Raw genomic sequence first — 24,772 nt, 5'->3', positions numbered from 1 at the left:
GGCTCAGACCCAGGACGCGAGCCACATGTGCAGGTGCCAGAAGGTGTACGGGACGACCTGCGCGGTCCAGATCGGGTAGAAGAACGCGCTGACGAGGACCACGAGCCCGAGGAAGCCCCCCACCCACAGGGCGCCGCGCCGTCGTCGGACGGGGTCGTCGGCCGGTGTGCCCAGCACGCGGCCGAGCGCGTACGTCAGGACGAGGACCATCCAGGGCGCGAACGCGATCGAGTAGAACGTGAAGATCGTGCGGTGGGAGTACGCGAGCCAGGGCACCCAGCCCGCGAGGATGCCCGAGAGCGCCGCGGCCGCGCGCCAGTCGCGCGTGCGCACGAACCACCAGACGACGGCGACCAGCGCCGCCGTCGCCGCCCACCACAGGATCGGGTTGCCGAGCGAGGTGATCGCCTGCGAGCAGCGGTCGGCGCCGCACAGCGCCTGCGCGGGCACGGGGGCCTCGTAGAAGAAGGACGTCGGCCGCCACTGGATCAGCCACCCGAGCGGGTGCGCCGCGTAGGCGTGCTCCGCGGTGAGGTGGGTGTGGAACTCCCACATCTCGGCGTGGTAGTGCGCCAACGAGCGCAGCGACTCGGGCAGCCAGCTGATCCCCTCGCCCGGGTTCGTGGCCGCCCACGTGCGCAGGTACGCGGCGGGCGTGCGGAGCCAGCCGATCCAGCTCACGAGGTAGGTCGCCGCGGCGAGCGGCACCAGGGTGAGCGCGGCCGGGACGCCGTCGCGCAGCAGGCCGGCGGCGAGCCAGAGCCGCACGCCGGCGGCGCGCCGAGCGCTCACGTCCCACGCGACCGTGAGCAGGCCGAACACGGCGAGGAAGTACAGCCCCGACCATTTCGTGCCGATCGCGAGCCCGAGCAGCACGCCGGCGGCGACGCGCCACCACCGGATCCCGAGCCGCGGGCCCCACTCCGTGAGCGCGAGGCCCGCGTCCTGGCGGGCCGCGACGAGCCGCGCGAGCCGGCGGCGCGCCTGCTCGCGGTCGAGCAGGAGTGCGCCGAACCCCGCGAGGACGAAGAACATGAGGAACCCGTCGAGCAGCCCCGTGCGCGAGTGCACGATCGCCAGGCCGTCCACCGCCAGCAGGCCGCCCGCGATCGTCCCGAGCAGGGTGGAGGCGAACAGTCGGCGCGCGATCCGCGCGAGCATGAGCACGGCGAGCGTGCCGCAGACGGCGGCGGACAGGCGCCACCCCGCTGAGCTGGCGGGGCCTGCGAGCTCCATGCCGAGCGCGATCATCCACTTGCCGACGGGCGGATGCACCGCGTAGTCGGCCCGGGCCAGGAAGGTGTCGAGGTTGCCGGCCTCGAAGGCGGCGTTCGCGTCGTCGGGCCAGCGGGCCTCGTAGCCGACCTTGAGCAGCGTGTACGCCTGCTTGACGTAGTAGGTCTCGTCGAAGATCAGCGTGTGGGGGCGGCCGAGGCCAGGGAACCGCGCCAGTGCGGCGAGCGCGGTGACCAGCAGCGGGCCGATCCAGCCCCAGATCCGGTCGCGGCGGGTCGAGCCGAGCAGGAGCGCCGCGTCGCCGAGCAGGCGTCGCAGCAGCCGCGCCTCGGTGGGTTCGGGAGCGGGAGCGGGTTCCGGAGCGGGTTCGGGCTCAAGAGCGGGCTCGGACGCAGGAGCGGGCTCGGCCTCGGGTGGCGGCGCGGCGGCCGACGGCGCGTCGGCGGTATCGAGCAGAACCTGCGGATCGAGCGGGGCCGGCTCAGGCGCGGCCGGATCGAGCGGGCCCGGCTCGGGTGCGTCCGCGCCGAGTTCCGCGCGGTGCCGGCCACCGCCGGGCGCTCGCCAGCCCTGCGGCCCCCCCGCGCTCATCGTCACGCCGCCATCGTAGGTCGCCCGCCCCGCGAGCCGGTTTTCAGGGGAATCGGCGCGTGGGGCGCACCCATCCCCCTGAAAACCGGGCCGGGGCGCGGGGCGGGGAGCGGGGCGTGGCAGGCTTCCGGAATGACTACTGGGCGCCTCGTGCTCGCCGCGACACCGATCGGCGACGTCGAGGACGCCTCGCTTCGCCTGCGCCGGCTGCTTGCGGAGGCGGACGTCGTCGCCGCGGAGGACACCCGGCGCCTGCGCGCGCTCGCGGCCCGGATGGGCGTCGCCGTCGGCGGCCGGATCGTGAGCTGCCACGAGCACAACGAGGCGGAGCGCGCGGACGAGTTGCTCGACGTCGTGCGCGGCGGCGGCACGGTGCTCGTCGTCACGGACGCCGGGATGCCCTCGGTCTCGGACCCGGGCTTCCGGCTCGTCGCGGCGGCCGTCGAGGCGGGCCTGCCGGTGACCGCGGCGCCCGGACCGAGCGCCGTGCTGACCGCACTTGCGCTCTCGGGCCTGCCGACGGACCGGTTTTGCTTCGAGGGCTTCCCGCCGCGCAAGCCCGGCGAGCAGGCACGCGCGTTCGCCGAGCTCGCGGACGAGCGCCGCACGCTCATCTTCTTCGAGTCCCCGCGCCGGCTCGCGGCGACGCTCGCGGTGATGGCCGCGGCATTCGGCGCCGCCCGCCCGGCCGCCGTGTGCCGCGAGCTGACCAAGACGTACGAGGAGGTCGTGCGCCTGCCGCTCGGTGAGCTCGCCGCCTGGTCCGCGGCCGGCGAGATGCTCGGCGAGATCGCGATCGTCGTCGCGGGCGCTCCCGCCCGGACGGCGTCGGTGGCCGACGTCGTCGGCGAGGTCCTCACCCGCACCGACGGCGGCGAGCACCTCAAGTCGGTCGTCGCGGAGGTCGCCGAGGCGGCCGGGGTGAGCAAGCGGGAGCTCTATGCCGCGGCGCTCGAGCGCAGGTCCGGGTCGCGCCGCGCGCCGGCCCAGCCGGAGCTCCCGCTGCGCTGAGGCGCCGCGGCCACAGCCGCCGCACGCGCCGCCGAGAGGCCGGTCACTAGCTCGTGGCCCCGGAGAACAGGAGCGCGTCCAGCTCGTCGGCGAGGTCGACGCTGGCCACCGTCGTGAGGTGGTGCTCGTCGCGGTAGAGCAAGATGTCGCCCTCGATCGTCTCGCACCGGTCCGTCGTGCACAGGTAGTCCACGGCCGGGAAGTAGCCCGCACCGTGCGCGGCGGCGATGGACTGCTCGTCGTCGAGCCGCTCGGGATCCACCACCAGGTCGCGCGCGGCACCGCACACTCCGGCGTCCGCGAGGTGGATCGACAGGCAGGTCGGCGCACCGACGGCGAACGACGGTGTGGTGCCGATGATCAGCTGCGCGCTGCTGGGGGGCAGCGCCTCGAGGGTCGCCGCCAGGCCCGCCCGCCACTGCGCCGCAGCGGTCGAGGAGTCGGCCCAGAACTGCTGGCCGGCGTTGCTCAGGATCACCAGCTCGGGCGGGTCCGCCTCGATCGCGGCGAGGGCGAGCCGGCGATAGGTCACGCAGTTGTCGTCTTCGGCGCGCGTCTGCGCGACCTCGGCCGACGGGCACCCGGACTTGGCGTACAGCTGGACCCGGAACCCCTGCGCTTTGCCCAGGGAGTCGAGGGCGGGCAGCCACTGGGTGGCGTGCGAGTCCCCGAAGAGGGCGACGACGCGGTCGGACGTCACGTCGCCGTACGGGCAGTCGCGCAGGGCGGAGGCCGTCGACTCGAGCTGGCAGCGGTCGGCGTAGGCGATCGGCTGATCCGCGGCCACCCCGCGCAGCGACGGCCGCATGTTGGTCGGCACGACCGGGGTGAAGGCCGGCGGGGCCGTCAGGCCGGTGGACGGCGCAGGCGTTGCGGTGGCCAACGGTTGCCCGGCCGACCATCGACCGAGGCCCATCGCGAGGATGACGATCACCAGGGAACCGGCGAGGCCGGCCAGCAGCGTCCGGGCCGCGGGTGCCGCGGTGAGCAGGGGGAGGTGGCGCACCGGGTCCTCGACGTACCGGTACGTCAGGGCCGCGAGCGGCAGGGCGAGGACGGCGAGGGCGAGGCTGCCCGCGAGAGGCAGGGGACCCGCGAGCCGGGACTCGACGAGGATCAGGAGCGGCCAGTGCCACAGGTACACCGAGTAGGAGAGCCGGCCGAGGCTCTGGAACGGTGCGGTGCGGAGCATCCGGCCCGCGATGCCGTCGTTCTGGGTGCCGCCCGCCAGGGCGAGCGCGCAGCCGATGACCGGCACGGCCGCCGCGAACCCGGGGAACGTCGTCGTGTCGTCGAACGCGATCGCGGACCCGATCACGAGCGCCAGGCCGACGACGCCGAGGATCGGCGCGCGGCTGACTCGCCGTCGGCGCAGCCAGGGGATCGCCAGCGCGACGAGGCCGCCGACGCCCAGCTCCCACGCCCGGGTCGGCAGCAGGAAGAAGGCCCAGACCGTCGAGAACTGCATGACCACGAGGTTCAGCGCGAACGACCCGGCCACGATGAGCCCGAGGGCGGCGACCAGGCGGCGCTGCGATCGGCGGACGAGCAGCGTGACGATCACCAGAAGCAACGGCCACAGCAGGTAGAACTGCTCCTCGACCCCCAGGGACCAGTAGTGCTGCAGCGGCGACGGCGTGTCCCCGGCCAGGTAGTCCGTGCCCTGCCGGGCGAAGCGCACGTTCGGGAAGTACAGCGCCGTCGCGATGGCGTCCTTGACCATAGACGGCACGCGCAGCGGCGGCATCACGACCACGGCAGCGACCACGGTCGCCGCCAGGACGACGAACGAGGCCGGCAGGATGCGGCGCATCCGGCGGGCGTAGAACCGGCCGAACGCCACGCGGCCAGTGCGCGTGAGCTCCGCGGACAGGTGGCTCGTGATGAGGAAGCCGGAGATCACGAAGAAGACGTCGACGCCGACGTAGCCGCCGGTCAGCCCAGGAAGGCGCGCGTGGTAAAGCACGACGAGCGCCACGGCGACGGCCCGTAGGCCCTCGATGTCGGGACGAAACCCGCCGGAGCCAGGGCGGGTGGGAGGTGCTGCGGCCGCGGCCGACCCCGATCCGGCGCGAGGAAGCAACCGCTTCCTCAGCTGTGATTCCAGGCTCATCCCGGCTCGCTCCCAGTTCGGGGCCGGCGGGGATCGGGTGGTCAGGGACCGGCTCGGGTCAGTGTGGCATCGCCAACCCGTCACAACGCAACAAATCCGTTGAAACGGTCACTGAGATGGCGCAGTGCGCTGGAATCGGGCCGCGGGCGGCTAGCGTCTGGCCATGGAGTTTCGTCGCATCCCCGGTCTGCCGCCCTATGTGTTCACCATCATCGACGGCCTCAAGCTCGAGGCGCGCCGCGCCGGGCACGACGTCGTCGACCTCGGCTTCGGCAATCCCGACCTGCCGTCGCCCGCGATCGCGGTGGAGAAGCTCGCGGAGTCGGCCCGGAACCCGCGCAACCACCGGTACTCGGCCTCGCGCGGCATCCCGAAGCTGCGGCAGGCGGTCGCGGACCACTACCGGCGCACGTTCGGGGTCGAGCTGGACCCGGACACCGAGGTGCTCTCGACGATCGGCGCGAAGGAAGGGTTCAGCCACCTGATGTGGGTGCTGCTGCAGCCCGGGGACGCGGCGATCGTGCCGTCCCCGAGCTACCCGATCCACATCTGGGGTCCGTACTTCGCGGGCGCGGACACCCGGCAGGTGCCGATCGGGGACGGGACCGACGGGTCGGGGTACATCGACCGGGTGATGGAGGCGTGGGAGCTGGGCTGGCCGAAGCCGCGCGTCGTCGTGCTGTCGTTCCCGCACAACCCGACGACCACGACCGTCGAGCTCGCCGACCTGCAGCGCCTGGTCGACTGGGCGCGGGAGCGGGACGTGGTGCTGGTGCACGACTTCGCGTACGCCGACGTGTCGTTCGACGGCTGGCGGCCGCCGTCGATCCTCGAGTGCGTCGGTGCGAAGGAGGTCGCCGTCGAGCTGTACTCGATGACGAAGTCGTTCTCGATGGCGGGCTGGCGCGTCGCGTTCCTGGTGGGCTGCCCCGCGGTGGTCGACGCGCTCGCGAAGCTCAAGAGCTACCTCGACTACGGCACGTTCCAGCCGATCCAGATCGCGGCGACGGTGACGTTGCAGGAGGCCGGGCAGTACCCGAGCGAGATCCGGGCGGTCTACGAGTCGCGGCGCAACGCGCTTGCGGACGGCCTCGACCGGATCGGGTGGGACATCCACCGGCCGCGCGGGACGATGTTCGCGTGGGCGCGGATCCCGGAGGTCTACCGCGACATGGGCTCCATCGAGTTCGCGACGCACCTGGTCCGCGAGTGCGACGTGGCGGTCTCGCCCGGGGTCGGCTTCGGCCCCGGCGGCGACGAGTACGTGCGGTTCGCGCTGATCGAGAACGAGCAGCGGATCGCGCAGGCCGTCCGCGGCATCCGCAAGGGCCTGACCCGGCTCGGCTGAGCGCCGCCGCCCCGCCGGTGACCCGCCGCGCCTCTGCGCGTCCTTCCGCGCGGAGCATGTGTCGCATGAGCACGTTGCAGACAGAGGTGACGCCTCATCTGCCACACCGGCCACTTGCGCACCATGCTCCGCGCGGACGGAGGTGCACCTTCGTCCAACAGCGGGTGACGGCCGGGCCCCGCCGGTGCATCGGCGAACCGAGCGGGGCATGAGCCGTCGTCCTGGCCTGTGGAGAAGTCGGCATCCACAGGCCGAAGGGCCCGGGCCGGTCGCACGCAGGTGACCGTCGCACGATCAGGCATGAGCGTGGTGGCACGACTGACCGAGCTGAACGGCTGCGGACGTCGGGCGCAGGTTGCGCACGGCGCGAGCGAGGTCACCGAGCTGGGGGCGCTCCTCGCCTCCGGCGCCGTTGTCCGACCGGCCCGTGGGGTCTACGCGCTCGCGGGTGCGCGTGCGGAGGTCGTCGTGGCCCGGCGCGCCTGCGCGCTCCTGACGTGCGCCTCGGCGGCGAGCGTCATGGCGTTGCCGCTGCTCGAGCAGCCCGCCGCCGTGCACCTCGCACGGCCCGGCCATGGCTCGACGCCGCGGCCTGGCGTCCTGCCCTCCGGAGCCGTGCTGCACTGGGATTCGGGACTCTCACGCACGTCCTCGTCCGGGCGGAGTGTCCTTGTCTCCGGTTCGCGTGCGCTCGCGCACGCCCTGGGATGCCTGCCCGCGAGGGAAGCGATCGCCCTCGTCGACGCGGCCGTCAATCGAGGGCTCGTGAGCGTGGGGGACGTGGCCGCGCACCGTCCGCGCGCGGGCAAGGTGGGCTTCGACCGCCTGCTCCGAGCGGTCGACGGCCGCAGCCAATCGATGCCGGAGTCGTTTGCGCGCCTCGCGCTGCAGGAGTCCGGAGTCCACGTCGAGCCACAGGTCTGGATCGCGGGTGTCGGTCACGTGGACTTGCTCGTCGAGGATCTTGTGGCCGTCGAGCTCGACGGTTTCGCCTACCACGGCGATCGGCGGCAGTTCCGCGAGGATCGACGCCGGGATCGCATTCTTGCCTTGACGGGCGTCCCTGTGCTGCGGTTTGCGTTCGAGGACACCGTCTTCGACACCGCTCGTCTCGTCACCGAAGTCAATGCACTTGTCCGCGCGCTCCGCAGAGCTGGCCGGCGGCCCCTCGACGGCTCCCTTCGGCGCGGAGCACGTGACTCCTGAGGCGTGGTTGGCCGCGTGAGCAGTGACATCCTTCGCTACCTCCTCACTGTTCCCATGCTCCGCGCGGAAGCAGCCCGCCGAGCGAAAGCTCGCGGCGGGGAGGCAGAACGACGAACCGCGGGCCAGACTGGGCGGCAGCGCCACCGCCTCGGCGCTCGCGATCGTCTGGAGGCCTCGTGCGCGCACGGATGCATCGAGACCGGCACGCCACGGTCGTCCGCGGGAACGTGGCCAGGGGATTCGTCGCCGGGGTGATCCTCTTCGTCGGCGGCTGCAGCGGACCGCGCGAGCCATCCGACGATCCCACCGGCGCACGTCCGGCCGGGGCTCCCGGGCCGACCGCCGCGCAAACCGCCGCTCCGACTGACTCCGGCGTCCCCGTCGTCGAGGTCCCGACCGTGGCCGTCACGTCCTCGACCGACCTCGTGACCGGCCTCGATGCTCCCTGGGGGCTCGCGTTCCAGTCTGACGGCACCGCGCTCGTCACGCTCCGGGACGCGGCGCAGGTGCTCCTGATCACCCCGGCCACCCCCACGGCCCCCAACCCCACCCCCAACCCCACCCCGCTCACCGGCCCCGGCGCCGCAGAGCTCGCGGCGACCACCACCCCCGGCGGCGAGGCCGGGCTGCTCGGGGTCGCGGTCGCGCCTGCCGGGGGCCCGCACGCCGGCGAGGTCTACCTGTACCGCACGACGGCCGGCGGCAACGAGGTGGTGCGCGCGCGGCTCGACGGGACGGTGCTCGCGGGCCTCACCACGGTCGTCGACGGCATCCCGCGCGCCGGCAACCACGACGGCGGTCGCCTCGCCTTCGGCCCGGACGGCTACCTCTACGTCACCACGGGCGACGCCGGGGACCCGCCGGCCGCCCAGGACCCCGCGAGCCCGGCCGGCAAGATCCTGCGGCTGACCGCCGACGGCGCGCCGGCCCCCGGCAACCCCAGCGCCGGCTCGCCGGTCTGGTCGCTCGGGCACCGCAACGTCCAGGGGATCGGCTGGGCGCCGGACGGGCGCCTGTTCGCCGCGGAGTTCGGCCAGAACACCTTCGACGAGCTCAACCTCATCACGCCGGGCGCCAACTACGGCTGGCCGGCCGTCGAGGGCACCGGCGGCACCGAGGCGGGCTTCGCCGACCCGCTCGCCACCTGGCCCACGTCGGACGCGTCGCCGAGCGGACTCGCGGTGACCGCGGAGGGCGTCTACCTCGCGGGGCTGCGCGGCGAGCGGCTCTGGCGGGTCCCGCTCACGGCCGACGGCGTCGGCCGCCCCCAGGAGCTGCTCGCCGGCGAGCTCGGCCGGCTCCGGGCGGTCGTCGTGGCGCCGGACGGCTCGCTCTGGATCGTCACCAACAACACCGACGGCCGCGGCGATCCGCGCCCCGGCGACGACCGGATCGTGCGGGTGACCGTCGGCTGAGCGTCCGGTCCCGTCGGCGGGACGCGCGGGGCAGCACCGGCGGACCTGACCCTACGATTGGGCCCATGCCGGAACCCCGCACCTCGTTCTACCTCACGACCCCCATCTACTACGTCAATGACGCCCCGCACATCGGGCACGCGTACACGACGGTCGCGGGTGACATGGTCACGCGCTGGCACCGCCAGCGGCAGGAGTCGGTGTGGTTCCTCACCGGCACGGACGAGCACGGCCAGAAGGTCATGCGCACCGCCGAGAAGCACGGCGTGAGCCCCCAGGCCTGGGCGGACCGCCTCGTCGAGACCGAGTGGAAGCCGGTGCTCGGGGTGCTCGACGCCGCGAACGACGACTTCATCCGCACGACCCAGGAGCGCCACACGGGGCGCGTCCAGGCCTTCATCCAGGACCTGTTCGACAAGGGCGAGATCTATGCCGGCTCGTACGAGGGCCCGTACTGCGTGCCGTGCGAGGAGTACAAGCTCCCGGGTGACCTCGTCCCCGGCGTCGGCGAGTACGCGGGCCAGCAGGTCTGCGCGATCCACGGCACGCCGGTCGAGATGCTCTCCGAGCAGAACTACTTCTTCAAGATGAGCGCCTACACGCAGAAGCTGCTCGACTTCTACGAGGCGAACCCGAGCTTCGTCCAGCCCGAGAGCGCACGCAACGAGGTGCTCGCGTTCGTGCGCGGGGGCCTGCAGGACCTGTCGATCTCGCGCAACACCTTCGACTGGGGCATCCCGATCCCGTGGGACACCTCGCACGTGCTCTACGTCTGGTTCGACGCGCTGCTCAACTACGCGACCGCCGTCGGCTACGGCAGCGACGACCCGGCGGACAAGGCGAAGTTCGCGAGCACCTGGCCGGCCGACGTGCACCTGGTCGGCAAGGACATCCTGCGCTTCCACGCGGTGATCTGGCCCGCGATGCTGATGGCCGCGGGGCTCGACCTGCCGCGGCAGGTGTTCGCGCACGGCTGGCTGCTCGTGGGCGGCGAGAAGATGAGCAAGTCCAAGCTGACCGGGATCGCGCCGAGCCAGATCATCGACCACTTCGGCTCGGACGCGTTCCGGTACTACTTCCTGCGCGCGATCCCGTTCGGCCAGGACGGCTCGTTCTCCTGGGAGGACCTGTCGGCGCGGTACAACGCCGAGCTCGCGAACGGCTTCGGCAACCTCGCCTCGCGCGTGGCCGCGATGGTCGCCAAGTACTTCGGCGGGACGCTGCCGGCTGCGGGGGAGCCCGGCCCGGCGGAGCTGGCCCTGGCGGAGGTCGCGGCGTCGGCCGTCGCCGGCGCCGAGGACGCGATCGACCGGATGGCGCTGCACGAGGCGATCGGCTCGATCTGGACCCTCGTCGAGGCCACCAACGGGTACATCACCGAGCAGGCGCCGTGGCAGGTCGCGAAGGACCCGACGGAGATCACCGCCGACGACGGCGCGTTCCGCCAGGGCGGGCGCCTCGCCACCATCCTGGTCACGTCGGCGGAGGCCCTACGGGTGCTCGCGGTGCTCCTGCACCCGGTGACGCCGAAGGCCGCCGCGGGGCTATGGACCCTGCTGGGTGCGCAGGCCGCGCTCGGCGACCTCGGCGCGCAGCCGGTCGCGGGGGCCGCCGCGTTCGGCCAGCTGCCCGCGGGCACCACGATCACCAAGGGCGCCGCGCTGTTCCCGCGGCTCGAGGACGCGCCGGCGTGAGCCACCGCCGGGTCCGGGACCGGAGCTGGCCGCCGGACCCCGAGCCGTTGCCGTTCGACGTCGTCGACAACCACACGCACCTCGACTCGCCCGCGGAGCTCCCCGCGGGGCAGGCGCCGCCGGCGCTCGCGGACCAGCTGGCCCGCGCGGCCGCCGTCGGCGTCCCCCGGATGGTCCAGATCGGCTGCGACCTCGAGGCCGCCCGCTGGACCGACCGCGTGGTGCGCGAGCACCCCGCGCTCCTGGGCGGCGTCGCGATCCACCCGAACGAGGCGACCCTGTTCGCGGGCGCGCGCGAGGCAGGCCCGGACGGGCTGGTGCCCGCGCCGCGGCCCGAGCACGCCCGCGGGCTCGACGCGGCGATCGCCGAGATCGCCGACCTCGCGCGCGGCAACGACCGCATCCGGGCCATCGGCGAGACCGGCCTCGACCTGTTCCGCAGCGGGCCGGACGGCCGAGCCGCCCAGGTCGCGTCGTTCCGCGCGCACATCGCGCTCGCCAAGGAGCTCGACCTCGTGCTGCAGATCCACGACCGCGACGCGCACGCCGAGGTGCTCGAGGTGCTCGAGCGCGACGGCGCGCCGGAGCGCACCGTCTTCCACTGCTTCTCGGGCGACGCGGAGCTCGCGGGCCTGGCCGCCCGCCGCGGGTGGTACCTCTCGTTCGCTGGACCCGTGACGTTCGCGACCAACGCCGGGCTGCGGGACGCCTTGCGGGTGACGCCGCTCGACCGGGTGCTCGTCGAGACCGACGCCCCGTACCTCACGCCGCACCCGTACCGCGGCCGGCCCAACGCGCCGTACCTCGTGCCGGTCACGATGCGCGCGATCGCCGCGGCGCGCGAGATCGACCTCGAGGACGCCTGCCGGGCCGTCGCCGCGACGTCGGAGGCGGTCTACGGGCCCTGGTGAGGCGTCGGCGGGGTGCGCCGGCCGGGTGAAGATCGCGCCCGCGGCGTCCACAGATGGCGGTCCTCGGCTAACGGTCTCGGTCACGAATCGGTTACGGTCGTGCGGTGGTACCGGCGCCTGTGCCGGGCCCGCATCGACCGAGAGGCCCCGCCGCGTGCTCCACCCCACGTCAGTGCCGATGCGTGAGAGCGCACGCGTGAGGTCAGGCTCGACGGCCCCCGGCGCGCCCACGCCCGCCTGGCGCCCGTCCGGGCGCGTCGCCCGGCTCGCGGCGCAGGGCGTCGTGCTGGCGCTCGTGGCCGGCGGCACCAGCGCCTTCGCGATGATGCACAAGACCGTGACGGTCGACGTCGACGGAACCAACGTCGAGGTGGCCGCGTTCGGCCGCACCGTCGGCGACGTGCTGGCGAGCGCCGACATCACCGTCGGCGACCGTGACCTCGTCGCGCCGGCGCTCGGGGAGTCGGTGCTTGACGGTAGCGAGATCGTCGTCCGGCACGGCCGCGAGCTCTCCGTCGAGGTCGACGGCGCTGCGAGCGCCGTGTGGACCACCGCCCTGACCGTCGGCGAGGCCGTCGGCGAGCTCGGCGTGCGGACCGACGCGGTGCGGGTCTCCGCGTCGCGGTCGGCCCCGCTAGGCCGCGACGTGCTGCGCGTGTCGACCGAGAAGACGATCCACCTCGCCGTCGACGGGCAGGTCATCGACGGCGTGACCACCGGCTCCACCGTGCGCGAGGCGCTCAAGGAGATCGGGCTCGTCCTGCAGGACGGGGACCAGGTCTCCGTCCCGCTCGACGCGACCGCGGTCGACGGGCTCGTGGTGCTCGTCACCCGCGCCCAGCAGGGCAGCGGGACCACGACCGAGACCGTTCCGTTCACCGAGCGCGTCGTGGAGGACCCGGAGCTAGCCGAGGGCACCCGGACCGTCACCCGGGCAGGCAAGGTCGGTCAGCGCGAGACCACGTACGCGACCGCATCGCTCGGCGGCGCCGAGGTCTCCCGGACCGTCCTCGCGCAGGTCGTGATCGACGAGCCGGTCGAGCAGGTCGTGGCGCTCGGCACGAAGGTCGCGCCGGTCGTGCCCGACGTGCCGGCCGCGCCCGACGTCACCCCGGGCAGCGCGCAGGCCATCGGCAAGGAGCTGGCCGCCGCCCGCGGCTGGGGCGACGACGAGTTCGCCTGCCTCATCCAGCTCTGGAACCACGAGAGCGGCTGGCGCGTCAACGCCGCGAACAGCTCGAGCGGCGCCTACGGCATCCCGCAGGCGCTGCCCGGCTCGAAGATGGCGAGCGTCGGGGCCGACTGGCAGACCAACCCCGCGACCCAGATCACGTGGGGCCTGAACTACATCGCCGGCCGGTACGGGACCCCCTGTGGCGCCTGGAGCTCATTCGAGGCCAAGGGCTGGTACTGACCGCCTGGCGGTGAGCGACCGGCGTCGGCGCCGCTCGCCTCGCCTTGGCAAGAGATCACAAATCGGTTACGGTGCCGTGTTGCACTGGCTTTCCGGGCTCGCATCTGATGCGGGTCGGGGATCGACAGGCAGCCGGTCGCCGGGGTGAGTGCCCAGCGACCATGACGGCCGGATCGGGGATCCGGAAAGCAGCAGGCCCGGCGGAACGTCCGGCGGGCACGGCGGCCTCCTCGGGCCGGCGCGCTGCGCGCTCCACCGAGAGCGCGACCGCCCCCCGTGCCCGGACCTCTCGACGTCTGGAACCGAGTGCGCCTCCCCTCCCGTATTTCTGCCCTGCCCGCCCGAGCGGCCCGTTGGCCGCGATCGCACCGACGTATCGCCCTGACCGCACTCGTCGCGACCGTGGCGGTTGCTGGCGGCGGCGCCGCCGCGTACGGGGTGGCGCACAAGACCATCTCGGTCGACGTCGACGGCGACGTCACCCAGGTCGAGACGTTCGCCGGCAGCGTCGAGGGCGTGCTCCGCGACCGCGGGATCGACGTCGGCGCGCGGGACACCGTCGCGCCCGAGTCGACCGCGTCGCTGGCCGAGGGGGCAGAGATCGTCGTGCGGCACGCGACCCTCGTGCGCGTGCAGGTCGACGGCGCCGAGACCGATGTCTGGACGACCGCGCTCAGCGCCGACGAGGCCCTCGCGACGCTCGCGACCCGCGGCGGTGACGTCCGCCTCGTCGCCTCGCGCTCGGCCGCGGGCGGCCGCGCCGAGATCCCGATCGAGCTGTCCGCCACCGGCCGGGTCGACGTCGTCGTGGACGGCCAGACCCTCGCGGCCGACGGCTCGCGCGGCCTGCCCGCCGCGCTCGCCGACGCGGGCGTCACCCTGACCGAGCTCGACCGCGTGTCGGTCCAGCACCCCGCGAGCGGCGTCGTCACGATCGTGGTGAACCGGGTCCTGATCCAGGAGGTCACCGAGAACCAGCCGATCGCCTTCGCGAGCGTCGAGCAGCCCGACGCCGACCGCTACGTCGGCAAGCGTGCCGTCGCGACCGCGGGCGTCGCCGGGCAGCGGACCATCGTCAACCGCGTCACGACCGTCGACGGCGTCGAGACCGCGCGCGAGCTCGTGTCCGACGCCACCTCGATCGAGCCGGTGACCGAGGTCGTCAGCGTCGGCACCAAGGCTCGGCCGGTCGCCGCGGCGCCGGCAGCGGCGGCCGCCACCGGGGCCGCGACGGCCACCGCCGACGGCCTGAACTGGGCAGCCCTCGCCGCCTGCGAGTCCGGCGGCCGGGCCGACGCGGTCTCCTCCAACGGGCTCTACCACGGGCTCTACCAGTTCTCGGTGTCCACCTGGAGCTCCGTCGGCGGTTCGGGGCTGCCTTCGCAGGCCTCGGCGGACGAGCAGACCGCACGCGCGCAGGCGCTCTACAACCGCTCGGGCGCGGGCCAGTGGCCGCACTGCGGGCCGCGCCTGTTCGGCTGACGTCCGCCCCACCCCGCCGCCCCACACCACCGCCTCACCCGCCGACCGGCCGCGGCGCCCCGCCCGGCTGTCCCGGGCGGGGCGCCCGAGCGCCTAGGCTCGGGCCTCATGAGTGAGACCCCAGGCGCCCTGCTCGGCCCGGCGGAGATCCGGGCCCTGGCGGGGCGGCTGGGGCTGCGCCCGACCAAGACCCTCGGCCAGAACTTCGTGATCGACGGCGGCACCGTCCGCAAGATCGTCCGCTCCGCCCGGATCACCCCGGGCGAGCGCGTCGTCGAGGTCGGCCCCGGGCTCGGGTCGCTGACTCTAGGGCTGCTCGAGGCGGGCGCGTCGGTCGTCGCGATCGAGATCGACCCGTCGCTCGCGCGCCTGCTGCCCGAGACGGTCGCGACGCACCTGCCCGCCGCCGTGGCCGACGACGGCGCCCCGTCCCGCCTCGACGTCATCCTCGCCGACGCGCTCGACGTGACCGAACTGCCGGGGCCGGCGCCGACGGCCCTGGTCGCCAACCTGCCGTACAACGTCTCGGTTCCGGTGCTGCTGACGTTCCTCGAGCGCTTCCCGAGCCTCGAGCGCGTCGTGGTCATGGTGCAGGCCGAGGTGGCCGACCGCCTGGCCGCGCCGCCGGGCAGCCGCACCTACGGCATCCCGTCCGCGAAGGTCGCCTGGTACGCGTCCGCGCGCCGGACGTCGACCGTCTCGCGCAGCGTCTTCTGGCCCGTGCCGAACGTCGACTCCGCGCTCGTGGCGCTCGAACGGCGCGAGCCCCCGGCCGGGTCGGCGTCGCGGCGCGAGGTGTTCGCCGTCGTCGACGCCGCGTTCGCGCAGCGGCGCAAGATGCTGCGCTCGGCGCTCGCCCCGCTCGCCGGGTCCCCGGCCGAGAGCGCGCGTGCCCTCGCCGCGGCGGGCGTCGACCCGAGCTCTCGCGGCGAGCGGCTGACGATCGCCGACTTCGCCCGGGTCGCCGCAGCGCTCGCGCAGCCCTGACCGACGCGCCATCGCCCGCCCGCAGGCGGCCGGGCGGCCGGACCTGGCACAGTGGAGCCGTGACCTCCCTCGGACAGCTGCGCACCGACCGCGAGGTGCGCGTGCGCGCCCCCGGCAAGGTGAACCTGTCCCTGCGGGTCGGCACCCGCGAGCCGGACGGCTACCACCCGCTCGCGACCGTGTTCCAGGCCGTCTCCCTCTACGAGGAGGTCGTGGCGCGTACGGCGAGCACGCGCACCGTCACCGTCTCCGGCGAGCAGGCCGACCTCGTGCCGACGGACCCGACGAACCTCGCCCTGCGCGCGGCCGACCTGCTCGCCGAGCACGCCGGCATCGACGCCGGGGTGCACCTGCACCTGCACAAGGCCGTCCCCGTCGCGGGTGGCATGGCGGGCGGCTCCGCCGACGCGGCCGGAGCCCTCATCGCGTGCGACGCGCTGTGGGGCACGGGCGTCCCGCGCGAGGAGCTGGCCGATCTTGCCGCGCAGCTCGGCTCCGACGTGCCGTTCATGCTGGCGGGCCAGACCGCGATCGGGACCGGGCGCGGCCACCTGCTCTCGCCCGCGATGAGCCGCGGCGAGTACTACTGGGCGTTCGCCGTCCGCACCGAGGGGCTGTCGACGGCGCGCGTGTTCGCGACGTTCGACGAGCTCGTCGCGGGCGCGACGCGGCTCGAGCCCGAGGCCGACCGCGCGCTCATGCAGGCGCTGCGGGCCGGGGACGCGCGGGCGCTGGGCGCGGCCCTGCACAACGACCTGCAGTACGCGGCGCTCGAGCTGGCGCCGGAGCTCGCGGAGCCGCTCGCGGTCGCCGAGGACGCGGGGGCGCTCGGGGTGCTCGTGTCGGGCTCGGGGCCGACCGTCGCGGCGCTCGCGCGCAGCCGCCAGCACGCGCTGGTGATCGCGGCCGCCTGGACGGCGGCCGGCGTCGCCGACCAGGTGCAGACCGCCGCCGGGCCCGTGCCGGGCGCCCGGGTCGTGCTGTCGGCCGGGTCCGCGGCGGGCGGGTCCGACTGATCGGTGCGCCTGATCGTCGGGCTCGACTCGACCGCCGGTTCGACTCACCGCCGCGAATGACCGATCCTTGTCACCTCAGCTGACACTTCTGATACCCACTCTCATACCCACGAAATGATTCGATGGCTCACCTGCTCGGCGCGGACTCAATCTCCATCACCCTCGGCACCCGGACCCTGTTCGACGGCGTGAGCCTCGGCATCGACGACGGCGACCGCATCGGCGTCGTCGGCCCCAACGGCGCCGGGAAGTCGACGCTGCTGCGGATGCTCGCCGGCCGCGGCGAGCCGGACTCGGGCCGCATCACGCGGGCGGGTGGGGCCGATGTGGCGCTGCTCGACCAGCGCGACGAGCTCCCGCCCGGCACGACCGTCCGCGAGCTCGTGCACGGCAACGCCCCCGAGCACACCTGGGCGTCCGACCCGCGGGCCCGGTCCGTGCACGAAGGGCTGCTCGGTGACCTCGACCTCGAGGCCGACGTCGCGAGCCTGTCCGGCGGGCAGCGGCGGCGCACCGCGCTGGCGGCGCTGCTCGTCGGCGACCACGACATCATCGCGCTCGACGAGCCGACCAACCACCTCGACGTCGAGGGCGTCGCGTGGCTTGCCGAGCACCTCGCCGACCGGTTCGGCCGCGGGTCGCAGGCCAAGGGCGCGTTGATCGTCGTCACCCACGACCGGTGGTTCCTCGACGCGGTCTGCACGCGCATGTGGGAGGTCACGGGCAGCGCGGGCGGTGGCGAGGTCGCGGGCTACGACGGCGGGTACGCCGCCTACGTGCTCGCGCGCGCCGAGCGCGCCCGCTCGGCCGCGTCGAGCGCGGACAAGCGCAACAACCTGCTGCGCAAGGAGCTCGCGTGGCTGCACCGCGGCGCGCGGGCCCGCTCGTCCAAGCCCAAGTTCCGCCTCGACGCCGCGGCCGACCTCATCGCGGACGAGCCGCCGCCGCGTGACCAGCTAGAGCTCACCCGGATGGCGACGTCGCGGCTCGGCAAGGACGTGCTCGACCTCGAGGACGTCTCGCTGAGCTTCCCGAGCGACGCCCCCGGCGGCGCGCCCACCGTCCTGTTCGACGAGCTGACCTGGCGGCTCGGGCCGGGGGACCGCTACGGCGTCGTCGGCGTGAACGGGTCCGGCAAGACGTCGCTGCTGCGCCTGCTCGCGGGCCGGCTCGAGCCGACGGCGGGGCGCATCAAGCGCGGCAAGACGATCCAGGTCGCCGAGCTGACGCAGGACGTCGAGGACCTCGACGCGGTCGCCGGGCTGTCCGTCGTCGCGGTGATCGAGGGCGAGAAGCGCGTCGTGTCCGTCGGCGGCAAGGAGCTCACGGCCTCGCAGCTCGTGGAGCGGCTCGGGTTCACCCACGACCGCGCCCAGACCCTCGTGCGAGACCTGTCCGGCGGCGAGCGCCGCCGGCTCCAGCTGCTGCGGCTGCTCGTCGGCGAGCCGAACGTGCTGCTGCTCGACGAGCCCACGAACGACCTCGACACCGACACGCTCGCGGCCCTCGAGGACCTGCTCGACGGGTGGCCCGGGACGTTGATCGTCGTCTCGCACGACCGTTACCTGCTCGAACGCGTCTGCGACCGGCAGGTGGCGCTCATGGGCGACGGGCGCATCCGCGACCTGCCCGGCGGCGTCGAGCAGTACCTCGCGCTGCGGCACGCGAGCCTCGCGGCGCCGGCCTCGGCGCCGAACCCCTCCGTGCGGCCGTCAGCGGCGGTGCCCGGGCCCCCCGCGGCGCCCGGCGACGCCGCGACGCACGAGCCGGTGCCCGTGCCGGTGCCGGTGCCGGTGAGCGCGGCCGATGCGCGCACCGCCCGCAAGGAGCTGGCCCGCATCGACCGGCGCCTGGCCAAGATCACCCAGCTCGTCGAGGCGCTGCACGTTAAGCTCGCCGCGCAGTCGACCGATCACGTCGCGGTCGCCGCCCTGGACGCCGAGCTCCGCGCCCTGGACGCCGAGCGCGACGCCCTCGAGGAGAGCTGGCTCGCCCTCGCCGACGACTGACCCCGGCTCGCCGGCGCCTGGGCTCAGGCCTGCCGGCGACACCCGCGCGTTCCCCGGACTGGGAGCCTGCGCTCCGGTTGTGGGTCTGTGCACAGGGTGGGTTTCGGGGTGGGCTGCGTGTGGGTGGTCCGTCTTAGTGTGTACACATGTTCGAGCCGAGCGATGACGAGGTAACGGGGGCCCCGGCGGGGGCCGGCCCGGTGGTCGCGGGCGCCACCTCGGCGGCCGACACGGCGACGGCGACGGCGCTGCCAGTGTCGGTGGATGTGGCGTTCGGGCTGTTGCTCGGGCGGGTGATGGCCGAGGCGGGGGCGGCGTTGGCGCAGGCCGCAGCCGCGGGGTCCTGCATAGCGGGGCCGATCGATCAGATCGCATTGGCCGAGGCCCTGCTCGGGCACGCGCCGGGCTCACCGTTGGTGGACCTGCTCGAGGGCCTGTGCCCGGGGGATGTGCATGACGCGGTGTTGATCGAGGCGATCGCCGCCTGGGAACGCGTCACCTCACTGGCTGCGGCGCGGCAGGGCGAGATGATCGCCGAGCTCGCCCGCCGCCGCGACGCCCAGCGGTTGGGTGAGTTCGTGGGTGACGAGGTCGCGTCGGTGCTGGTGATGTCCCGGTCGGTGGCGGAGGCAAAGGTCAACCTCGGGACCTCACTGCAGGTGTGGCCCGCGGTGAATGAGGCGTTGGTGGCTGGGGTGATCGATCACCGCAAGGCCACCGCCCTGGTCGACGGCGTCGGGCACCTCGACGACGACGCGGCCGCGGCCGTGCTGGACGCGGTGCTGCCGGTCGCGCCGGGTTTGACGGTGCCGGCGTTGAAGGCACGCCTGCGCAAGGTCGAGCTCACCGTGAACCCGGCCGCGGTCGCTGAGCGGCGCGCCCGCGACGCCGCGGACAGGTATGTGCGGGTCAGCCCGGCGCCGGGGGTGATGGCGTGGTTGACCGCGTACCTACCCGCCAAGGACGCGATGACGGTGTTCACCGCGATCGACGCAATCGCGGCGTCCGCCGACCCCGCCGACCCGCGCGGTGTGGCGGCGCGGCGCGCGGACGCCCTGACCGACCTCTGCACCGACATCCTCACCACCGGCATCGCCCCCACCACCGCACTGCCCGGCACAGCGGGACCGGGTCCCGGGACGGCGGGTCAGGCCGGCGGGACTCCGAAGGCCGGCGGGGTCTTGAAGACCGAGCAGGGGCGTCGTCCGCACCTGCAGGTGACCGCCGCCGCGACCACGTTGTTGGGGTTGGATGAGGTGCCCGGGGAGCTGGCCGGGTACGGGCCGATCCCCGCAGACCTGGTGCGGGCGATCGCGGCGGACGCGACGTGGCGGCGGATCTTCACCGACCCCGCCACCGGGTGTGTGACCGGGATCGGGCCGCGCGGGTACCGGCCCGGCGCCGACCTGACCGGAACCGTCCTGGCCCGGGACACAACGTGCACGTTCGTGGGGTGTCGGATGCCGGCGTGGCGGTGCGACCTGGACCACCGCGACCCCTACGACCACGACCACCCCGACCTCGGCGGGCAGACCTGCGCGGAGAACGTCCACTCGTTGTGTCGCCACCATCACCGGGCCAAGACCTACGGCGGCTGGCACCCCGACCTCGACGCCCGCACCGGCGACACGTGGTGGACCTCACCGACCAAACACCGCTACAAGCGACCCTCCGTCGACGTCAATCCCGAGCCGCCGCCACCCGACCGGCCCTGGTTGCACACACCCCAGCCCGACGACCCACCCTTCTGAACCGCGAACCCCTCTGAGCAGCGAGCCCTCTGAGAGGCGAGCCCTGCTGAGTAGCGAGCCCTCTGAGAGGCGAGCCCTGCTGAGTAGCGAGCCCTCTGAGAGGCGAGCCCTCCTCGCCGCCGACCAACTGAACCCGTGGAATCCGTCTACTAGGGCGTGTCGAACGGGGTGGTAAGGGTCCGCAGGAGGTTTGCCAGGCTCGTGCGGTCCGCCGGGGCCAGCGCCGCGAGCAGGGTCTGCTCGACGGCGAGCAGCTCCGACATTGCGGCGTCGACCTGGGTGCGGCCGCGGTCGGTGAGCTGCACGAGCACACCGCGCCGGTCTCCGGGCGTCGGGAGCCGCTCGACGAGGCGGTGCTGCACGAGCCGGTCGATCCGGTTGGTCATGGTCCCGGAGGTCACGAGCGTCTGGGTCAGCAGCGTGCCGGGGGACAGGCAGTACGGCTCGCCCGCGCGGCGCAGCGCCGAGAGCACGTCGAACTCCCACGGCTCGAGGCCGTGCCGCGCGAACGACCCTCGGCGCGCGAGGTCGAGGTGTCGGGCCAGCCGGGTCACCCGGGACAGGACAGTGAGCGGTTCGACGTCGAGGTCGGGCCGCTCGCGCCGCCAGGCGGCGACGATCCGGTCGACCTCGTCCTCGCCCCGTGAGTCCTGCGTGCCCGAGCCCGCTGCCATGGCTGCGAGGTTACTCGACATCGAGATAGCGGCCGGCAGGTCGCGGGTCGCGCCCGGCGGGTTCACCCGCGCCGGGGGCGCCGCGCCGTCAGGAGGCGCGCGGCGGGGAGGGGGTCCCCTGGGTCAACGTGGGCCGTCGTTCCAAGCCGCTGAGCCCGTTCCACGCGAGGTTGACGAGGTGCGCGGCGACGTCGGCCTTCGCGGGGCTGCGCGAGTCGAGCCAGTGCTGCCCGGTGAGCGCGACCATGCCGACGAGCATCCGGGCGTAGATCGGGGCCGTCTTCGGGTCGAGCTCCTGACGCGTGAACTGGTCGGCGAGCAGGTGCTCGACCTGGGTCGCGACGTCGCCGATCAGCGACGAGAAGGTGCCGGTGGCCTGCGCGACGGGCGAGTCGCGCACCAAGATGCGGAAGCCGTCGGTGTTGGTCTCGATGTAGGTCAGCAGCGCGAGGGCGGTTCGCTCGAGCAGCACCCGCGGGTGGCCGCCCGCGGTGAGGGGGTCGGTCAGGGCCGCCGTGAGCGCCTCGATCTCGCGGTCGACGATGACGGCGTAGATGCCCTCCTTGCCGCCGAAGTGCTCGTACACCACGGGCTTCGAGACCTGGGCGCGCGTGGCGATCTCCTCGACGCTCGTGCCCTCGAAGCCCTTCTCCGCGAACAGCTTGCGGGACACCGCGAGCAGCTGCTCGCGACGCTCCTTGCCTGTCATCCGCGCCCGTGCGGGTCGCTTGCTCTCGGAGGCCACGGGCCCATCATGCCGTGCATGACTGGCAGACTGTGGTCTCGGCGCAGCCCAGGGCCGCGCCACGAGTGCGCGGCACCGGTCTTTCGTGTCGCGCCGATCCGCCTTGGTGTAACGGCAGCACGCAGGCCTTTGGAGCCTTGCAGTCCAGGTTCGAATCCTGGGGGCGGAGCATTGCGGGCGCGGACGGAGGTCGTCCTGCGCGGCGGTAGAGTGGCGGCGCGACATATCCGCCCCCCCGGGGGAAAATCTCGGGCAGATCCGCAGGGAGTCCCGCGTCGTGAAATCCCCCCGCCCCGCCGCAGTCGTCGTCCTCGCCGCTGGCGAAGGCACGCGCATGCGCTCCACCGTGCCGAAGGTGCTCCATACGATCGGCGGCCGATCGATGCTCGGCCACGCGATGGCCGCGGCGGCCGAGCTCGAACCCGGCCGCGTCGTCGTCGTCGTCCGGCACGCCCGCGACCAGGTCGCCGCGCACGTGCGCGAGCTCGACCCGACCGCTCTCGTCGCGGACCAGGACGCCATCCCCGGTACCGGCCGGGCCGTCCAGTGCGCGCTGTCGGTGCTCGACGCCGCCGCGCTCGCCGACGTCGCCCGCACGGGTGACGCGTCACAGGGCCAGGCGGCCGGGCAGGTCGAGGGCGCCGTCGTCGTCATCGCCGGCGACGTGCCGCTGCTCGACGGCGCGACCCTCGCCGAGCTGCTCGCGGCCCACACGGAGGACGGCAACGCCGTGACGGTGCTCACCACGGACGTCGCAGACCCGACCGGGTATGGGCGCATCGTCCGCGAGTCGGGCACCGGCGACGTGCTCGCGATCGTCGAGCAGAAGGACGCCGACGACGCGCAGCGCGCCATCACCGAGATCAACTCCTCCGTCTACGTCTTCGACGCCGCGGCGCTGCGCCGCGCGCTCGCCCGGCTCGGCCGGGACAACGCCCAGGGCGAGGTGTACCTCACCGACGTGCTCGCGCTCGCGCGCGAGGACGGCGGCGCGGTGCGCGCGCTGCGCACGGACGACCCGGTCGCCGTCGAGGGCGTGAACGACCGCGTCCAGCTCGCCCGCCTGCGCGCCGAGCTCAACCGCCGCATCCTCGACGAGTGGATGCTCGCGGGCGTGACGATCGTCGATCCCGCCACGACCTGGGTCGACGTCGACGTCCAGCTGGCCCAGGACGTCACGCTGCTGCCGGGCACGCAGCTGTTCGGCGCCACCGCCGTCGAGGCAAACGCGACGATCGGCCCGGACACGACGCTCACCGACGTCCAGATCGGCGCCGGGGCGACCGTCGTGCGCACGCACGGCTCGGGCGCCTTCATCGGCGCCGACGCGCTCGTCGGACCGTTCGCGTACCTGCGGCCCGGAACCGTGCTCGGCACCCGCGGCAAGATCGGCACGTTCGTCGAGACGAAGAACGCGACCATCGGGGCGGGCTCGAAGGTGCCGCACCTGACCTACGTCGGCGACGCCACGATCGGCGAGGAGACCAACATCGGCGCCTCGAGCGTCTTCGTCAACTACGACGGCGTCTCCAAGCACCACACGACGATCGGCTCGTACGCGCGCACGGGCTCGGACAACATGTTCGTGGCCCCGGTGACCGTCGGCGACGGCGCCTACACGGGGGCCGGCTCGGTCATCCGCCGCGACGTCCCGCCCGGCGCGCTGGGCGTCAACTCCGGCTCGCAGCGCAACATCGAGGGCTGGGTGCTGCGCAGCCGGTCCGGCACCCCCGCCGCGACCGCCGCCGCCCGATCGCTCGCCGACCGCGGCGACGACGGCGACCTCTCGCCCCAGGCCCGCGCCGAGCGCGAGCGCGCCGGCCAGGCCGCCCAGGTCAGCCCACCCAAGCCACCGCCGCTGCTGCCGCAGCCGGCGGATCGCGCGCACGAGTCCATCACCGCAGCGACCGAGAAGGACACCCACCGATGATGACCGGGATCACGGCCCACGAGCACGAGAAGCGTCTCGTCCTCGTGTCCGGACGGGCACACCCCGCGCTAGCGGCGGCGGTGTCGCAGCAGCTTGGCAGCGAGCTCGTGCCGACGACCGCCTACGACTTCGCCAACGGCGAGATCTACGTGCGGTTCGGGGAGTCCGTGCGCGGCGCCGACGCGTTCGTGCTGCAGAGCCACGCGGCTCCGATCAACGTGTGGATCATGGAGCAGCTCATCATGGTCGACGCGCTCAAGCGGGCGTCCGCGAAGACGATCACCGTCATCGTGCCGTTCTACGGGTACGCCCGGCAGGACAAGAAGCACCGCGGCCGCGAGCCGATCTCGGCCCGACTGATGGCCGACCTGTTCAAGACGGCCGGCGCCGACCGGCTGATGAGCGTCGACCTGCACACCTCGCAGATCCAGGGCTTCTTTGACGGTCCCGTCGACCACCTCATGGCGCTGCCGCTGCTGGCCAACTACGTGCGCAGCCGAGTCGACTCGAGCAAGCTCACGGTCGTGTCTCCCGACGCCGGCCGCGTCCGTCTCGCGGACCAGTGGGCGGACCGCCTCGGCGCGCCGCTCGCGATCATCCACAAGCGGCGCGACCCCACCGTCCCGAACCAGACGAAGGTGCACGAGCTCGTCGGCCAGGTCAAGGGCCGCACCTGCGTCATCGTCGACGACATGATCGACACCGGCGGCACGATCGTCCAGGCCGCCGAGGCGCTCTTCGACAACGGGGCGGCGGACGTCATCGTCGCGTCGACCCACGCCGTCCTCTCGGGTCCGGCGGTCGACCGGCTGAAGAACTCGCGGATCTCCGAGGTCGTCGTCTCCGACACCCTGCCGATCCCCGACGAGCACCGGTTCCCGCAGCTGACCGTGCTGTCGATCGCGCCGCTGATCGCCCGCGCGATCCGCGAGGTGTTCGACGACGGCTCCGTGACGTCGCTATTCGACGGGCAGGCCTGACACCTCCCGCAACCGGCCGGCCCTCGCGGGGGCCGGCCGGCGTTGTTTTGGGGCCCAGGTTGTGTTGAGCCCCGGGTTGTGTGTTTGAGCCCCGGCGCCGGGCCGGGTAGACTCGTCAGGTTGCCTCGGCGAGGGACACCGTCGGTCAGGACTTCCTGACTGCAGCGGATCCGTAATCGACAAGGCGGTCGCCTCCGCGTGCCCGTCCTGTGCCCCGCGTCGAGGCCTAGCGCCGTTCCTCTTTGTGATCGTGTCTAGC

18 protein-coding genes and 1 tRNA gene are annotated in these 24,772 nt (G+C 73.7%); 15 read left to right on the top strand and 4 right to left on the bottom strand.

All coding sequences use genetic code 11. The features are described from left to right. Positions 1-3: 3 nt before the first annotated feature. Complete coding sequence (locus tag J4E96_RS16685) at positions 4-1,827, bottom strand: dolichyl-phosphate-mannose--protein mannosyltransferase (RefSeq protein ID WP_227425808.1); 1,824 nt, start codon at positions 1,825-1,827, stop codon at positions 4-6. 132 nt (positions 1,828-1,959) lie between these two features. On the opposite strand from J4E96_RS16685, the gene rsmI reads away from it, so the two are divergent. Further along, positions 1,960-2,838, top strand: a complete 879-nt coding sequence (rsmI, locus tag J4E96_RS16680) for a 16S rRNA (cytidine(1402)-2'-O)-methyltransferase (protein WP_227423176.1) — start codon at positions 1,960-1,962, stop codon at positions 2,836-2,838. Between the two features lie 46 nt (positions 2,839-2,884). Here rsmI and J4E96_RS16675 read toward each other — a convergent pair whose 3' ends face one another. Beyond that, positions 2,885-4,951 carry an acyltransferase family protein gene (locus tag J4E96_RS16675; RefSeq protein ID WP_227423175.1) on the bottom strand — a complete coding sequence of 689 codons (2,067 nt, stop codon included), beginning with the start codon at positions 4,949-4,951 and terminating at the stop codon, positions 2,885-2,887. A gap of 163 nt (positions 4,952-5,114) precedes the next feature. Between J4E96_RS16675 and J4E96_RS16670 the strand changes: the two genes are divergently transcribed. The 11 genes from J4E96_RS16670 (at position 5,115) to J4E96_RS16620 (ending at position 20,184) form a co-directional block, all read left to right on the top strand. After that, positions 5,115-6,299 carry an aminotransferase class I/II-fold pyridoxal phosphate-dependent enzyme gene (locus J4E96_RS16670; RefSeq protein WP_227423174.1) on the top strand — a complete coding sequence of 395 codons (1,185 nt, stop codon included), beginning with the start codon at positions 5,115-5,117 and terminating at the stop codon, positions 6,297-6,299. 279 nt (positions 6,300-6,578) lie between these two features. Then, the gene (locus tag J4E96_RS16665; protein WP_227423173.1) at positions 6,579-7,505 is read left to right on the top strand and encodes a hypothetical protein; all 927 of its coding nucleotides are present in this window, start codon (positions 6,579-6,581) and stop codon (positions 7,503-7,505) included. 398 nt (positions 7,506-7,903) lie between these two features. Continuing rightward, entirely contained in the window at positions 7,904-8,920 is a 1,017-nt protein-coding gene (locus J4E96_RS16660) for a PQQ-dependent sugar dehydrogenase (RefSeq protein ID WP_319637697.1), read from the top strand. A 65-nt stretch (positions 8,921-8,985) separates the two neighbouring features. After that, complete coding sequence (gene metG, locus J4E96_RS16655) at positions 8,986-10,614, top strand: methionine--tRNA ligase (protein ID WP_227423172.1); 1,629 nt, start codon at positions 8,986-8,988, stop codon at positions 10,612-10,614. Continuing rightward, positions 10,611-11,525: a TatD family hydrolase gene (locus J4E96_RS16650; RefSeq protein ID WP_227423171.1), complete on the top strand. Its 915-nt coding sequence runs from the start codon at positions 10,611-10,613 to the stop codon at positions 11,523-11,525. The genes metG and J4E96_RS16650 overlap by 4 nt, the downstream gene beginning before the upstream one ends. A gap of 196 nt (positions 11,526-11,721) precedes the next feature. Beyond that, a complete protein-coding gene (locus J4E96_RS16645; RefSeq protein ID WP_227423170.1) occupies positions 11,722-12,939 on the top strand; it encodes an aggregation-promoting factor C-terminal-like domain-containing protein in 1,218 nt (405 codons plus the stop codon). Between the two features lie 402 nt (positions 12,940-13,341). Beyond that, the gene (locus tag J4E96_RS16640) at positions 13,342-14,421 is read left to right on the top strand and encodes a resuscitation-promoting factor (RefSeq protein WP_227423169.1); all 1,080 of its coding nucleotides are present in this window, start codon (positions 13,342-13,344) and stop codon (positions 14,419-14,421) included. A gap of 108 nt (positions 14,422-14,529) precedes the next feature. Continuing rightward, complete coding sequence (rsmA, locus tag J4E96_RS16635; protein WP_227423168.1) at positions 14,530-15,408, top strand: 16S rRNA (adenine(1518)-N(6)/adenine(1519)-N(6))-dimethyltransferase RsmA; 879 nt, start codon at positions 14,530-14,532, stop codon at positions 15,406-15,408. 59 nt (positions 15,409-15,467) lie between these two features. Continuing rightward, positions 15,468-16,424, top strand: coding sequence for a 4-(cytidine 5'-diphospho)-2-C-methyl-D-erythritol kinase (locus tag J4E96_RS16630; RefSeq protein WP_227423167.1), 957 nt, complete (start codon positions 15,468-15,470; stop codon positions 16,422-16,424). A gap of 122 nt (positions 16,425-16,546) precedes the next feature. Beyond that, positions 16,547-18,433: an ABC-F family ATP-binding cassette domain-containing protein gene (locus tag J4E96_RS16625; protein ID WP_227423166.1), complete on the top strand. Its 1,887-nt coding sequence runs from the start codon at positions 16,547-16,549 to the stop codon at positions 18,431-18,433. Between the two features lie 146 nt (positions 18,434-18,579). Further along, entirely contained in the window at positions 18,580-20,184 is a 1,605-nt protein-coding gene (locus tag J4E96_RS16620; RefSeq protein WP_227423165.1) for an HNH endonuclease signature motif containing protein, read from the top strand. A gap of 149 nt (positions 20,185-20,333) precedes the next feature. Here the strand turns inward: J4E96_RS16620 and J4E96_RS16615 are convergent, their stop codons facing one another. Then, entirely contained in the window at positions 20,334-20,858 is a 525-nt protein-coding gene (locus J4E96_RS16615) for a MarR family winged helix-turn-helix transcriptional regulator (protein ID WP_227423164.1), read from the bottom strand. 88 nt (positions 20,859-20,946) lie between these two features. Next, positions 20,947-21,567: a TetR/AcrR family transcriptional regulator gene (locus J4E96_RS16610; protein WP_227425806.1), complete on the bottom strand. Its 621-nt coding sequence runs from the start codon at positions 21,565-21,567 to the stop codon at positions 20,947-20,949. Positions 21,568-21,700: 133 nt separating this feature from the next. Here J4E96_RS16610 and J4E96_RS16605 point away from each other — a divergent pair. The 3 genes from J4E96_RS16605 to J4E96_RS16595 all read left to right on the top strand — a co-directional run bounded on the left by J4E96_RS16605 (position 21,701) and on the right by J4E96_RS16595 (position 24,513). Continuing rightward, positions 21,701-21,772, top strand: a tRNA-Gln gene (locus J4E96_RS16605). Positions 21,773-21,937: 165 nt separating this feature from the next. Next, positions 21,938-23,533 carry a bifunctional UDP-N-acetylglucosamine diphosphorylase/glucosamine-1-phosphate N-acetyltransferase GlmU gene (glmU, locus tag J4E96_RS16600; protein WP_264466159.1) on the top strand — a complete coding sequence of 532 codons (1,596 nt, stop codon included), beginning with the start codon at positions 21,938-21,940 and terminating at the stop codon, positions 23,531-23,533. After that, entirely contained in the window at positions 23,533-24,513 is a 981-nt protein-coding gene (locus tag J4E96_RS16595; RefSeq protein ID WP_319637784.1) for a ribose-phosphate diphosphokinase, read from the top strand. The genes glmU and J4E96_RS16595 overlap by 1 nt, the downstream gene beginning before the upstream one ends. Positions 24,514-24,772 lie beyond the last annotated feature (259 nt).

It is taken from the genome of Pengzhenrongella sicca (genome assembly GCF_017569225.1).
Lineage (GTDB): Bacteria > Actinomycetota > Actinomycetes > Actinomycetales > Cellulomonadaceae > Pengzhenrongella > Pengzhenrongella sicca.
This window is presented reverse-complemented; position numbering and strand designations above follow the sequence as displayed.

Bases quoted from the DNA above. Each gene is read 5' to 3' on its own strand.
- J4E96_RS16685 (WP_227425808.1), bottom strand. From the start codon at position 1,827: ATGAGCGCGGGGGGGCCGCAGGGCTGGCGAGCGCCCGGCGGTGGCCGG.
- rsmI (WP_227423176.1), top strand. From the start codon at position 1,960: ATGACTACTGGGCGCCTCGTGCTCGCCGCGACACCGATCGGCGACGTC.
- J4E96_RS16675 (WP_227423175.1), bottom strand. From the start codon at position 4,951: ATGAGCCTGGAATCACAGCTGAGGAAGCGGTTGCTTCCTCGCGCCGGA.
- J4E96_RS16670 (WP_227423174.1), top strand. From the start codon at position 5,115: ATGGAGTTTCGTCGCATCCCCGGTCTGCCGCCCTATGTGTTCACCATC.
- metG (WP_227423172.1), top strand. From the start codon at position 8,986: ATGCCGGAACCCCGCACCTCGTTCTACCTCACGACCCCCATCTACTAC.
- rsmA (WP_227423168.1), top strand. From the start codon at position 14,530: ATGAGTGAGACCCCAGGCGCCCTGCTCGGCCCGGCGGAGATCCGGGCC.
- J4E96_RS16625 (WP_227423166.1), top strand. From the start codon at position 16,547: ATGGCTCACCTGCTCGGCGCGGACTCAATCTCCATCACCCTCGGCACC.
- J4E96_RS16620 (WP_227423165.1), top strand. From the start codon at position 18,580: ATGTTCGAGCCGAGCGATGACGAGGTAACGGGGGCCCCGGCGGGGGCC.
- J4E96_RS16615 (WP_227423164.1), bottom strand. From the start codon at position 20,858: ATGGCAGCGGGCTCGGGCACGCAGGACTCACGGGGCGAGGACGAGGTC.
- J4E96_RS16610 (WP_227425806.1), bottom strand. From the start codon at position 21,567: ATGACAGGCAAGGAGCGTCGCGAGCAGCTGCTCGCGGTGTCCCGCAAG.
- glmU (WP_264466159.1), top strand. From the start codon at position 21,938: ATGCGCTCCACCGTGCCGAAGGTGCTCCATACGATCGGCGGCCGATCG.
- J4E96_RS16595 (WP_319637784.1), top strand. From the start codon at position 23,533: ATGACCGGGATCACGGCCCACGAGCACGAGAAGCGTCTCGTCCTCGTG.